This window comes from Pseudomonas sp. KH_021, from assembly GCF_057838865.1.
Genome location: NZ_JBYQOU010000002.1, coordinates 138,510 through 151,935, shown reverse-complemented (window position 1 = coordinate 151,935; position 13,426 = coordinate 138,510). Strand labels below are relative to the sequence as shown.

The window sequence follows — 13,426 nt, the reverse complement described above, 5'->3', positions numbered from 1 at the left end:
CTTTTATGTAGGAGTAAGGTAGTGAAAGTGAGCTGAGCGGGGGGAGGGTGTTTGCCCCCGCGTTGGGGGTCAGGTTTCAGTGAGTTGTCGTTCGGGGAAAGAATCCGCTGAGCCAATGAATCCAGGTACAGACGTTAGAAGTCTTCGCCTTTCATAATTTTTTGTTTCTCACGGTCACCGCGCATGTCATACACAAGAGTGGTGGCAACGTTGGCATGGTCCGCTAATTTTTGTGCCATCCCTTCACCGTGTTTATCGATCATTCGCGTGATAAAGGTTCTCCGGAGATCGTGCGGTTTCACCTTTACACCACAAGCCTTCGAGCGTTTTTCGAGGATGTAGTAAATCGCTTGAGGTGTAAGGCCCATCTTCGTAATTACGCCAGGCGAAACCCTTGGCGGTTCAGGGACTGCACTGCATTGGTGACCAGGTTCAGGCTGCGGAAGCAACAGCTTTTTCCCTTTTCGTATTCTCGTAAACAGAGGTCCTTCTGTTCCAATGGCTTCATTGCGGATATCGAGCCAGGCTTTAATACGTTTTACAGCTCCTGGGGCTATCCACTTTTTGAGCTCCCTGTTTCCCTTGCCAACAACCGTGACGAACCACTCATTTTGGTCAAGGTTCTGTAGATCAATAGCTACCCCCTCCGCTCGCCGAAGTCCGGATCCATAAAGCAGGGAGATTATTGCCGCATCTCTGAGCCCCTGATGCCGCCAATCTCCGGCGCAATCAGCGAGCAATTTATGAAAGTCCTGCTCCTCAACAAATTTACCGGTTGGCAGACGATATTCGCTGAATGGTTTGACCTCGCGAAGGCTATGCAGCCGATCGTAACTGATCAACTCAAGGTGCTTGGCCTCATTAAAAACGCCTCGTAACGCGGACAGGTAAAGGCCGCAGGTCTTAGAGGCGTAGCCATGAAGCCTCATTTTTTCCACGAGAGCGTAAAGGTGGACTCTCTCTACCTTTTGCCAAGCCACTTCTGGTAGAGGTACATCCTCGGCGCCGAGCATGGTGGCCACTTCCTGAAGCGCATATCTCATAGTCAGTTTCGAACCAGGGCCAAGCCGCCGAATGAAATTGCTGTAGGGATTGTTGTCAGGGTGCCTTACTGATACCGGAATAATGTTCTGGTCATCCTCGGACAACAACGTGTCAATGTCGAACCTGGCCAGGTCATTTGAACCGTCCATCGCAGTGCCTCCGCGCGTGGAATCAAGGATTTAAAATCTACCTTAGTCGTCTTCACGCTATAAAACACATTCCTTATAGCATTTACTTTTCAAAGCAACCATTTAGATAAGTAAAAAATACAGGAAGAATGTCCCACGTGCTAAAGGTTTTCGATCCATCGGGTTAAGGCCGTTCTCGTTGCCTCTGATCTCGCGAAACGGCCCAGGACTGATCATTAAATCTGTATCTCCACCAGGGACACCGTATCGCCAGTCACCATTGATATGAGCTCTGAGATCAAAATTGTGCGCGAATCAACCGAGAAATCACCGGCGCCGCTTTCAGCCAGTCGCTCAATTGTGGCAAATATTTGGAGAGGCGTTCCATCGTTGTCCTTATCAACACGCAATGATTTTATTTCATAGGACTTCATGTTGGATCTTAATATGACATCTGCCTGAGGATGAAAACCATATCCATATAACAATGTATGTGAAAGCATTGACACAAGTGTCATGTTATTAGCAAGTGCAACAACTTGTTTTTTACTAGACTGCTTAGATACCTTTCTGTGTAGCTCTGGATCTTGGCTGCGCAGTATCGTGAGCATCTTATGCCTATGCGTGTGTATATACTCACGAATGACTTCCTCGGCCTGCTCATTGGTCAACGAGTCGCTGATATATAGTTGCAAGAGATAGCCTTCCTTTCCTTTCTTCAATAACCATTTGCCACCCAGTCTTACTTTGGAAGTAAAACGTGTGATCTTGGCGGGAACCATAAAATGCTCTTTTATCCCTCAGCACCTTTTTGGGGAGAGTGGCTAGAGGTAGAGCCCCTTTTATATGTGACTGAATTCTTCTAAAAACCCTGTCCAGGGCAAGATCGCCGCGCGTTCGCTGGAAATATCTATGAATTGCGTATGGGGGTATTGAGACGAACCCTAAACCCGGAAGCCAAGCACCGGGGAGTAGAAGTGTGCTGTCTGACCACGTGGCGCATACAAAAGGCTCAACGCCAGCATGTGGCGCTATTAGAGCATTTTGACTAATTTTGGCGCCGATGAACTGAGTTCGAAGAAAAGTTGCAAGCTTGTTAAGACCCGCCGTAGAGCTTTGGAGCCGTGCCGCTCGCACGACCTGTTCCTTGAAAAACTCGATCCGAAGCCCTGTTCCAGACCTGTTCTGGCCGGCAATTTCAAAATGAACAAGCAAGAACCACGTCGCGATCAGAGTAGCCCGCTCATCATTTTTTTGAGACAACCAATCGCGCAGAGGGTGAGTTAAGCGCACTTCTAGGGAACGTGGTGCTTTGCCATCGCATGAGTAGATGCAATGAATTTTGTTCTCATCTGGCAGGTATCTTGCGTCGACATTGATGGATAAAACCGACATGTTAGGTCCTGGGCTGTAATCTAACGGTAGGATACACCACTGAGAGTAAACGCAATCTTCGACGAGTTAGAAATTTTGTATTGCGCGTTGGCAAATATTTTTCATTGGCATTAAAAAAGGCCGCTAGATAGCGGCCTTTATTCCTTTCGAACAATGCTTCTTTGCCTCACTATCATATCAAAGATAATGGGAGTACCTAATTTAAGAGGGCTGTAGTTTAAAACTGGCCCTCTAATGGCACCAAGTATTGTGTAGCTCGGCATAATGTACCTCAAGCAGCCTGACGTTTGGCTTGAGGAAAGCCGAAACGACCCAGCTGAATCAATACATCGTTCCAATCTACAGACTTCTCTCCAGATGGGATCGATAACGACGGGCTATGGCGAGCACACTGCATTCCCATTGCCCACACGCGAGCTTGTAAGGCCTTTGCTGCCTTCTCCCCACCTCCAGAAAGGTCCTTATCCTCCCAAATGACGATTGCTTGAGTTCCCGAAGGGGGAACAAAGGTCTCCATCAACCCGGTGTTGATAAGGGGCCAAACTGGTTTTCCAATAGCCATCGACACAGCCATAGCCGTTTCGATGCCCTCTGCAACGTGCAGTACTTCACCGGCTCTCCCCAGGTGGATAGAGCCGCCTGTTACAGACCTATCGGACGGAAACGGACACATTTTTTTGGCGCTCTCAACTGGAGCCTTCTCACCTTTTACGGTAAGAAAAATCCTGTGTAGCGTAACCGGCACACCAGATGCATCGCGTATTAGCGCGACGATCGCCGGATACTCCCCTTCAAAATCTCCTTCTTCATTGTACGATCGAAGGTTTGGGTGGAAACGAAGGCTGGCTTCATAGCCAGGCATGTCCCAATTTAGGATTTTTCGAGAGCTGAGATACAGCCTTGCGGCTTCAGCTTGAGGGTGGGTCAAAGGGATAGTTTCTCGCCAGATCCGTTTCAAAATGAAGCGGATGCGGCCATCTTTATCTTTGATTTGCTTATTACGCTGCTCTTGAAGTTTCTGGATGTGAGCTGCTTCAAGTTGGTTGTTTCGTGCTGCATCTCGCTCATCCTTTCGGTCGACAATGTTTAGGTACTGACCTACCTCTTCGACCGCGTCTGCAAAAACATAGCTTGGTCTAAAGGCCTGTCGATACCACATCAACAATGCAAAACCGTCACCTTTAAAGCCACAGGTATTGCAGCCCCCTGCCCCTTTTGCAGCGCCCTCGCCGTTCTTTTTGAAAATCCGGAAACCATCAGTGCCACCATGAACTGGGCAGGCGATGCGTTTACCAATTTTCTCGCACGCAACGCTAATAGATGGAATGCAATGTTTCAGAATTTCTGGCCATTTATTCAGCGCAGCTTCACGTACAGTCTTGGCGTTTAAATTTCTCATAGTGTCCTCCAGGAAAAGCCCGTCTGGGGCTTCCCAAAAACCTCGAGAAGGGCTTTGGGAAGCCCCAGACAGGGTTTTAGGGATCTTGGGGGACACCACCCCTAAAGGGGGATGTCCCCCTTTAGGGTTTAATTTCAGACCTGATCTGTTAACTACTTTTTAGGATCAGGTTCTTGAGGTTTCTTTCTTTGAGGTATGTCACAGAGCTGAAGCATCATTCGCACAAATGAATCGTCCGATAATGCCGCCACGACAACTCGATTAGGTGGCGCCGGTTTGTTTTGGTTACTCATAAGAGCTCCCCGAATAAACGACAATCACCCGGCCACATAAAAGTACCTCAACAATGTTGGAGCCAGCTCGAAAACAGCCGTTACCAATTTGTTGAAGCCCAGCAATGCGGAAAGTGGAGATTTCTGCAGCCATATAAATGCCTCTATGAGGCGAAGCTGCCTCCCAGCGGGAAGTAGCCCCGCGTGGGTTTGCCTATTGGCGATAGGTGGGTGTTCGTTTTAAGTGATCACCAATCACTATCAAACGATCAGCCTCAAGGCCGACCATAAGAATCTTCTTTCGTCGGCTAAAACGCCGCGGAAGAAGACTCCAGAAAAAACCCCCTATAAAGGGGGTTTGATTTAATGCACTTTTTTACGATCGTCTAGGTGATAAGCGAGCCAGAAGGCAGCGCCAATTACGCCGATCGTGAATAACATTGCCGATGTCACATATATACCAAGGGGACTCATCATTTCGATTCCTCTTCAGTGGACTTGGGTTGAGTCTACCAGAAAATCAGTAGATTCAACCGCCTCTGTCGAGAAAGCCGACAAGGATGACCAGGGCCAATGATCCGACAATCATGAGCGCTCCGAACGTGCCGAGAACCACAGACCAGAAAAGGCCATCGATGCTGAGTTCGGCAGTCGTAGCGATCAAGAAAATGCCCGTCACAAGGAAGCCACCCCCCAAGCTGAGGAGCGCGTCTTTGATCCAGAGCAGTATCAAGTTTTTCATCTTTTACTCCGTAACGCCCTCCTTTCAGGCTTGGGTTGTTGGGCCCACAAAGAAAGGGTCACGGAGATCCCATGAAGGGGATTTCCCCTTCATGGGTTGCGAGCGTTGCTCGACTTCTTACCGAAAATTCAGTCCTGAACGCTAACGGGAGCGTCGGACGAACTTACGACTGCAGGAACAGCGTGATAAGTGTGATCAGGATGTCTAGCATTCTGGAAGCTCCAGTTATGAAGGCTTCGCCCCTATCGGGGTGAGGCCCGATAGGGTTAAGGAAGGTGGGTGTTTAATTTAAGTGATCACCGGTCACTATCAGACGTACAGCCACAAGGCTGAACGCAAGAATCTGCTTTCGTCGGTCTGGTAACCGCGGAAGAAGACTCTGTTCAAAGAATAACCGATACCAAATGGTGTGCAAGGCATCTTTAAGTCTCCCCCCATTAAGGGGGGAGACTTATAATTGATAGAGCTCTCACTTAATTGAGTTAAACATCGTGCCAAACAGACCACGTTTGAAACCCAGATAGCTTCTTGCTGATCCAAGCAAGCACTTCAGGAAAAAGAAGCACCTCAGATGCTTGCCAGCACACGCCATTCCTCATTTCTTCAGCTACGAAGCCCCCTGATTTACCTTCGCAAATCCTAAAACCGGATAGCGTTGAATTATCGAAGTGAATCCGAAACCCAAACGGGATGGGCTGCTGTAACTCTAATTGTACGAGGTCAGAATCCTGACGAATTTCGATGCACGAGTAGGATTGCTCTCGAAATTGATGATTTTCACACGCTGCAAATACAACTGCTTGGTCGTAATCATTAGCATGTATATCGTACACCTTACCCTGGAGCGTAAACCTAAACGCTTTGTTGAACTGATTTAGAATTTTAATCTCTGCATCAGCACCCGCATTATTTTTGATCCACTGCGCAGCTTCGGACCATGTTGAATGCTTACTCGCGAATTGCTCCAAATGAGGTGGAAACACTGATCTCCACGTATCACCATCATGCTCAACATAGAACACTAGAGGCATACGTGGTGCGTGCTCAGATTTTACAGTAATTGCCCACTCTTCAAATGGCCGAGGGTCCAGCTGGAACCATGCGCTTTGGTTTACAAGAGTAGCCAAAACCTGCTTAACCTGGGCATCACCCACATAAATAAACTCAGCAGTTTTCATATTTCGCTCCTAGCTCAAATTTGACAGAAGGAGCGACCCCGGCAGGGTGCTCCCCTGCGGGCGTTTAATTACGCAGCCTTATAAATCGGACTCCCTTCGGTTCCTTGTGCTTTGTGAACAGTTGGACGCCATAGAAGGTGCCATTCGTAACAGTTAAGGAAGACTTTTCGTTCGTTTTGCTTCGGCATAATTTCTTTGTAATACCAAGGAACCCTGGCAACAAACTCTGTACAAAATACATCTTTGTAAAAAACAACATCAAAGTTTTCAGTTTCACCGGTGATATCTGGTTCCTTCCTGGCAAACACTTGAATCGGCTGCATGTCCTACTCCTTTGAGCGGGACTTCGCCCAGAGGGACGAAAATCCCAATGGGTTGCCAATTGGCGTTCTAATATCTGCAAAATGCAGGGTTCACATTTGTATAAGCTCTCTTTCGTCAGCAAACCAGTTTCCACACCGGACAACATATCGGTGATCGATGATTTGATTATTAATGCGTTCTGACGATACAACTTTCCTTGGTTCACCACAGTCAATGAGAAAGGCATGAGCGACCGCTAGCGTCACCGATGGAGCTGTAATCTTTATTTCTCGTCCTGTATAAGCATTTCTAACCCAAAAATTCGAGTAACAAATCTGACCTCCTTTTGGTATTCGCGAACTCATTTCCGAGTTAGCAACCAATTGGATTTCCCAGCCGGGTGAATTGTTGAGTGACGGATCATTGTATAGATCCATTCCTGCTTACCAGTCGAAACTCGTAAGTTCATCATGCCTATTTCCGTCAGAATCAAAGGCCAGAATCAACAGCCCTTCATCTAAGGCGGCATCAAGTAACTGTGCGAGCTCGTTGCTGATAGCTGACAGCTTGATTTTGGCCACAGTGATAACGCCAACGATGATCAAGAAACCATGTTTGGAATCAAAAACATAAGGCGCATCGTCACTCCCCGCCGCGTAATCCGCGGCAAAGCGTGCGAGGCTTTCGGAATCAGCTTGCGTGATGTGTGCAGTAGACAACTCGACTGCTTGTACAGCTGCAATATCCAGAAGTTTCATGTCGTATCTCCGATATCAGGGGATACGACCCCATAGGGGTTGGATCCCCCAGGGTGGTTGTTTAAGGTGGCTGTTTTTTTTGTCAGGTCAGCAGCCTGATCAGTGCCTGGCGCCTCAAGGCGACAGTCAATGTTCTGTTGATGTCGTTGGCTGAAGAATAACCAGCAGAATCAGAGATTCAAAGGCTGGATAGTTTAAATCCCCCGCACAGGGGGTGGTCCTCCTGTGCGGGTGCTACCGTTATCACAGACGCTTCGCGATCCAACTCACGCGATCGACTGTAACTGGTTCCTCTCCAATGACATTGCCTTGTACGTCAATGACATTTTGGAGGACCTGTACTGGAACCTTTCCGATTCGCTTAAGTGCGATTCGGTCTCCGATATCTAGGTCATATTCAACCATACAGCGTTCAAGATCGACTCCCCATACCTCAAGGGTACCGAGGCGAATCATGTAGCTGATTTTTTCTCCTTTCTGGTGCTTATAGGGAAATGCCCCGAACGCCGTAATCTCCCCCATCAACGCATCGGACCACACATCAATCTCCGGTGCGGTTTCAGCGCAGTTTTGGAAATACTGCGCGTAGGCGTCCATATCCTCCTGCAGACTCTCTTTGTCGACCTCTTGTTGATAGTCGTAAAAAATCTCCGGAACACTCTGGCCTAACACACGGTTCCACAGCTGATCTTCTTCCGTCCGACTAGGCAAAGCCTTCATACGGTCGGGCCCGGACAACTGCTTAGACCGAGTATCTTTTGCGCGTCTAAAGGAGCGAATAGAGCCTTGGCTTTTAAGAGCCACGACTCGTTGCCGAACCTCAAGGCGGCGTTTAGCGCTGATTTCATTTTCGCGGGCCGCAGATTCATTCATCAAACGAATTTTGCTGGCCAGGGGAGTCTCTTCGATTGAAGGAGCTACCAAATGATGTACGTGACTTTCAGGTACAGCGCTATCGAACTGTTGAAAACGCATGGTGTATCTCCTGGTAAGGGATCGCACCCCAAAGGGGTGGTAAACCCCGATGGTTTGGTTTTTTCAATAATTTGATAAACACGCAGCTGAAGTTTCGACGAAGAGCCAGGCAGATACCCAGGCGCCACTGTCGGTTTCAGAAATAACAGCGTGTGAGTCTATTTCAATGTTGTCACTTGAGCCTGTGCAGTATTGGTTTTGAGCCTCTACCGCAAAAGCGTTCGATTCAACATCTTCTCCAAATTCTCGAACGCACTGACTGAAATCGAGACCGTTTTCTTTTGCAGCCGACAAAATCTCCGACAGAGTGTTTTCAGCTTGGAGTAGATCAAGAAGAGCTTTCACTCGACCATCAGAATCAGAAGCTTGCGCTACTTGAAATAGGGTGGAAACGAGTAAAGCCTGACTTTCGTGGGAAAGAAGAAGAATCTTCTTGGCAGACATGGGACGCTCCTGTGTCAGGGCGAACCAACCCAAAGGGTGGTAGCCCTTTGGGGTTGAAGTAACTCAGATGGTGGGTGTTTGTTTTGAGTGATCACCAGTCACTATCAAACGATCAGTCTCAAGACTGAACGCAAGAATCTGCTTTCGTCGGCGTCTGAGCCGCGGAAGAAGACTCAATGAAACTGTGACCCCGAAGGGCCACAGCTATTACATCATTGATGTGTTTTTACAGCAACATTTCAAGTGTGGTACCAACGACGTGTTTCAAAGGTCGCATTTGCATGGTCAGATCGAAATCATGGGAAACAACTGGTTCATACCCACTTGCCTCCCCCCTTTTACAGTCGTGAACATCCATACTGAATGTCTCTTTTGGCAATGCGGCTGAGATAACAGGAGCAGTTCGGTGTAGTGAAAAACCCAACTCCTCACCAAGCGAGGAAAATTTCTCAAATATGCCACTCTGCCCCATTATTTCGTGCGCCGCAGTTTCCGATACTCCCTCCGTAACAACTGCAGGGATTGTTTTGACTCTCGAATGCTCGATCCGTGTAAAAAGCCGGAACAGTTCTGGATTTTCGGGGTGGATCAGGAAGGGTTCCGTTGATCTTCCTTTGAAATAGTGGCGCCCGATAGTCCCACAACCGCCCTCCTCCCCCGTCAGTAACTGACGAGTGAAACCCTTACCTGCCGCGATATCTTTCACCTCTTTATCGGCCAGGTATGTGTATGGTTTCCAGCGAGGCGAATCTAGCGCAACGTCCTCCAGAATCTCGCTGATTGAAGCCTCTCTAGTTTTGCGGGAAACCAGGTTCTCGTAAGAAAACAGATCTCCCATGCCAGGGGTTGAGGCTACCAGCACCATCCGTTTACGTCTTTCGAGAGCGCCGAAGTCCGAACCGTCCAGCACCGTCTCTTTCAATGTGTATCCCAGAGAAATCAGAACACTTCGAATAACCGCCATGGAAGCGGTGTTCTGGTATTCAGTCACATTCTCTAAAATACAGATTGCGGGATTAGTTGCCTTCACCCATTCCAGAAGGTCAAAAAACAACGTCCCTGCGCTCTCATGATCCTCAGCAAATTCTAAACGGTTCTTGCTCCGTCCAGCCTTCGATGCCCCAACGCATGGCACCCCGGCTATCAGGATCTGGCACTGGGGTATCTTGCCTTCCAAGCTGACGTCCCGAATGTCTGAACAAATCGCAATGGAATCCGCCTGCCAAAGATCCGGGTTATTGCGCAAAGATGCGTTGAGATATTCCGCTTCAAGCTCAACACCCACTTGCACAAATGACCCGACACCAGCTCTCAGAAGTCCCGAGTGAATTGCTCTGTCGAGTACGCCACCACCGTGGAAAAGGCTGGTGATAGCCAGCTTCTCTCCTCGCGCCAGCTTCTCTTTGAGACGTTTGAGTCGCTCCCGGATTTTCGTTTGAAGCTGCAGTGCCGTAATGACAATGCGCCCATTTCGAATTGCAATCCTTACCTTCTCGTCATCCTCGAAGACCTCTCGAATTTCATCTGTTCGCAACTGCAGCAGTGGATGTATAACCCCGTTTCGTTCTCGCTTTGAAACAGTAAACGTACTGCCGACAAAACTAGCGGGAACAGCGATCAGCTCAAGACGTCTGGCTGTTTTATCAGAGCGTATCGAATACTTGTCGCCGATTCTTAATCCACCGTGCGTGAGCTTCTGTCCCTCCATCCAGATCGAGGGTTTCTGGCGAGCTTCGCCAATTTTCGCGTTAATAATGGTCGTCATGTATTTCTCCAAATGCTGGAGGCACGACCTTCCCTAACAGGGAGATCGCCCCCTGTTAGGGATTACTGGCCACAGATGTGGCCATTCGATTATCAGGAAGCCAGCCGATACACGCCGGGCTTCACACGCTCAAAAAACTCTTCGTTTTGCAGCACCTGTGCAATTACCGCGGTAGCTGGAGCGCCCCCACGGGCCGCGATCAGGAAAGGAAACGACTGAAGAATTGAACATGGTGTGCTCCGGTGAAGAAGGACCATGCCCCGGCAGGGAATGTATTGGCCAGAAGGCCCTTAATCAATGAACGATGTCGGGGGTAAAGACACGATTCTGCGTTTTCTCCCGAAACCGATTAACCAGATCGTCGAAGTTTTGCGTTAGCTTCGATGGCGTTTCAAATGCGCTGCCAACGTGTCGCAAAATGATGACCTCACCGGTGGATAGTTCCCACAGGTGAACTTTCACATCCCCGCAGGTTGACCAAGCTTTTCTTGTGACCCTCGCGTCGCCCTGAAGGCGCGCTGCGACCATAATTGGACTCATACTTTTCTCCAGGATTTCGCGGAGAAAAGCCCCAGCGGGCTTACCCCGCTGGGTTGGTTTGGTGGGTGTTCATTTCAAGTGCTCACCAAGCACATTTCAAACCCGATCGCGCAGCGAACGAGCCAGAAAACTTTGTTGGCCGGGCTATTCAAACCAGGCCAACAAAGTCGTCTAGAAGTACCACCCCCTGTTGAAGGGGGGTGGGATTTAAGCGACGTTTCTGCGCATTTGAGTCTGCGCTTTTGCATCCCTCATTCGGTGGGTTCTTCTCTCCATTCCAGCTATGTTGCTTCTCAGGGTGTCGTGATCGATCACACCCCATTCCGTGATAGCCGTGCCTAAAGTGCAACAAGCCCTGAAACTGAAAGGCCGTAGCGAATCGTCATTGATCCAACTCCAGATTTCCTCCCTTACCTCAGTGCTTGCTCGCCTGTCCAGCGCCGTTTGTAGAGCATCCCGCAGAATACGGTCATACATGACTTGGATATCTGCATCGGTCCAATTGACTCGAATAAAAACGTCTTCCGGCATCGCCAAAATATCGAGGAACGAAAACTGTTCCACTTCAGCGATGAGTCGCCGTCGACGTTGTGGTGCTTTGCTTTGTACGGCGAGTGTTACTTCACTCTCCGACGGCGCCTCAAGAAAACTCATTTGCATGCTGCACCTCCAGATTTTGCGGAGGTAGCAGCCCCAGAGGGGCGCTCCCCCCACTGAGTTATGGCTGACTGGTGTCAGGCCACGTTTGATGTCAAAACAGTTTGTACGAGCTCAAAGAGTGCTTGCCGAAGCTCACCAACGCCACTGACGTAGCGGTAGTTGGCTTTGAACAGCGCCTTTAACTCTGAACTTGGAGTACCCATGGCGATTCCGAGCACTTCGATACCGCTATTGCGGCAACGCTCGATAATGTCCACAGCAGCCCCAACGTCATCAGGATCGCCATCGGTCACAACGATGAGAATCTTACGATCCTCACGTTGACGAACCAGAAGTGAGGCCAAAGACCAAAGCGCCTCCGCAAGGGGGGTGCAGCCTTCAACTTTCACTGCGAAACGACCATCACGTTTAGCTTTTTGGAACATTTCACCGTGTTTCATAATCGGTGCCACGCCCAACCGCCCGTTTGAATAAACCGGGAATCGGTAACCTGCCGGGTTCACACCTGGAAGGCCATCCATCGCCTGCAACAACGATGCGACTGCAATTGTTGCTTGCTGAATCGTCGACGACATGGATGTTGAGTTATCCAACAGGACTTGAAGGGCCGCATTGGTTTTTATGGTCGGTTCCTTGTGTCGAAAAATCCGACTGTCACCTACCAAAAGTCTTGCAATGCGAGTGCTATCTGGAGATCTGCCAGTTCGTCGTACCGACGGCCTGGTGTTCCTAACGCCCTGCATCAGCCCATTTAGCACCGTTCTAAGCCCCATAGAGCTTTCCAAGGCTCTGCTCGCTATCAGATCGCTAGAAGCGCTCTGCTTTGCGCTGAGCTCGTGAAAGTCCGCGGGAGTTGTTTGACCATTGTCAGTGCATGACCTCAATAACTCTGAAGCCGCTTCACCCTTGTCCGAAATCACACCATCGAGGTCACCCTCAGTGGCGTTTATGATTTGCTGGGCAAGACTGTCACCGTTAGGCAGGTCGTCTTTCGTTTCGCTTTCGTCGCCTGGCGTTTGTGGACATGGTGCAGGCGATCCTTCTCCATTTTCACAATCCGCGGACTCTCCAGGTTGAGGTTTGCCTTGACTAGCATCTTCACCTGCATCGTCATCAGATTTACCATCTGCCGATTCTGGTGGTTGCGGCGGCGGACTTCCCTCGTCTTCCGGATCCTCTTCCTCCAAAACTGAAAGAAGTTTTTTCGCTAACCCAAAAGACTCCGTTGTCGTTTTAAGACCTGCAACGCTTGCACCAAGCAAGCCCATGACTCGTGCGGTTTTGCCCTTTCCAAGAACCTCGACCATAGCCATAAGAGCCTGGTCTGCCTCTTCGCGAATCGGTTGCCGCAAATACTTTGCACATCCATTCAACAAGAGACCGTTCAGCAAAATCGCAGCTGGATGACTGTTTTGTCGTATGTCTGTGCCCCTGAATAAATGAACAGCCAATGCATCCAGGTCGCGTCTACTTCCGGGATACTCATTCATCATCAGTTGTTCGATCCGCAGATCCTCGACCAAATTGGTCATTCGAGCTTCGACTGGTGATGGTTCGACTCCACCAAAAACATCCAGACTAAAGTCAGTATGTTTTACGTGTGAGGCCTCATGAGCCAAATAGCCATAAGCAATTTCGGCTCCCCTCACGTCATCAGGATCGATGTTTGGCAAATTAATAACCTTGCCGTCAGTACTGGCGACAGCACCGCCAAATCGTAAAGTCACCCCTAAATTATCAGCGAGGGCGCGGGCAACGATTGGCATTGCACTGGTCAAAGTCTTCATGGTGTGTCTCCGAAAAACTGGTGACACACCACCCCT

At 49.2% G+C, this 13,426-nt stretch carries 13 protein-coding genes; all 13 read right to left on the bottom strand.

All coding sequences use genetic code 11. The features are described from left to right. Positions 1–134: 134 nt before the first annotated feature. Positions 135–1,193 (bottom strand): site-specific integrase, encoded by a 1,059-nt coding sequence (locus AC3IX4_RS29480; RefSeq protein WP_489261626.1) that lies wholly within the window; start codon positions 1,191–1,193, stop codon positions 135–137. A gap of 215 nt (positions 1,194–1,408) precedes the next feature. Next, a complete protein-coding gene (locus AC3IX4_RS29475; protein WP_489261625.1) occupies positions 1,409–1,954 on the bottom strand; it encodes a hypothetical protein in 546 nt (181 codons plus the stop codon). A gap of 884 nt (positions 1,955–2,838) precedes the next feature. Next, the gene (locus tag AC3IX4_RS29470) at positions 2,839–3,966 is read right to left on the bottom strand and encodes a DUF7146 domain-containing protein (protein WP_489261624.1); all 1,128 of its coding nucleotides are present in this window, start codon (positions 3,964–3,966) and stop codon (positions 2,839–2,841) included. Between the two features lie 801 nt (positions 3,967–4,767). Continuing rightward, positions 4,768–4,980, bottom strand: a complete 213-nt coding sequence (locus tag AC3IX4_RS29465; RefSeq protein WP_411961137.1) for a hypothetical protein — start codon at positions 4,978–4,980, stop codon at positions 4,768–4,770. Between the two features lie 482 nt (positions 4,981–5,462). Next, the gene (locus AC3IX4_RS29460; protein WP_489261623.1) at positions 5,463–6,158 is read right to left on the bottom strand and encodes a hypothetical protein; all 696 of its coding nucleotides are present in this window, start codon (positions 6,156–6,158) and stop codon (positions 5,463–5,465) included. Between the two features lie 68 nt (positions 6,159–6,226). Then, positions 6,227–6,481, bottom strand: a complete 255-nt coding sequence (locus AC3IX4_RS29455; RefSeq protein WP_489261622.1) for a hypothetical protein — start codon at positions 6,479–6,481, stop codon at positions 6,227–6,229. A gap of 423 nt (positions 6,482–6,904) precedes the next feature. After that, on the bottom strand, positions 6,905–7,219 hold the full coding sequence (locus tag AC3IX4_RS29450) for a DUF5983 family protein (protein ID WP_489261621.1): 315 nt from the start codon (positions 7,217–7,219) through the stop codon (positions 6,905–6,907). A 243-nt stretch (positions 7,220–7,462) separates the two neighbouring features. Continuing rightward, positions 7,463–8,194, bottom strand: coding sequence for a hypothetical protein (locus tag AC3IX4_RS29445; RefSeq protein WP_489261620.1), 732 nt, complete (start codon positions 8,192–8,194; stop codon positions 7,463–7,465). Positions 8,195–8,257: 63 nt separating this feature from the next. After that, complete coding sequence (locus AC3IX4_RS29440; RefSeq protein WP_489261619.1) at positions 8,258–8,638, bottom strand: hypothetical protein; 381 nt, start codon at positions 8,636–8,638, stop codon at positions 8,258–8,260. 226 nt (positions 8,639–8,864) lie between these two features. After that, positions 8,865–10,403 carry a DNA cytosine methyltransferase gene (locus AC3IX4_RS29435; protein ID WP_489261618.1) on the bottom strand — a complete coding sequence of 513 codons (1,539 nt, stop codon included), beginning with the start codon at positions 10,401–10,403 and terminating at the stop codon, positions 8,865–8,867. A gap of 294 nt (positions 10,404–10,697) precedes the next feature. Further along, complete coding sequence (locus AC3IX4_RS29430; protein WP_489261617.1) at positions 10,698–10,943, bottom strand: hypothetical protein; 246 nt, start codon at positions 10,941–10,943, stop codon at positions 10,698–10,700. A gap of 207 nt (positions 10,944–11,150) precedes the next feature. Then, entirely contained in the window at positions 11,151–11,603 is a 453-nt protein-coding gene (locus AC3IX4_RS29425) for a hypothetical protein (RefSeq protein WP_489261616.1), read from the bottom strand. A 74-nt stretch (positions 11,604–11,677) separates the two neighbouring features. Then, complete coding sequence (locus AC3IX4_RS29420) at positions 11,678–13,390, bottom strand: VWA domain-containing protein (RefSeq protein ID WP_489261615.1); 1,713 nt, start codon at positions 13,388–13,390, stop codon at positions 11,678–11,680. Between the last annotated feature and the right edge of the window lie 36 nt (positions 13,391–13,426).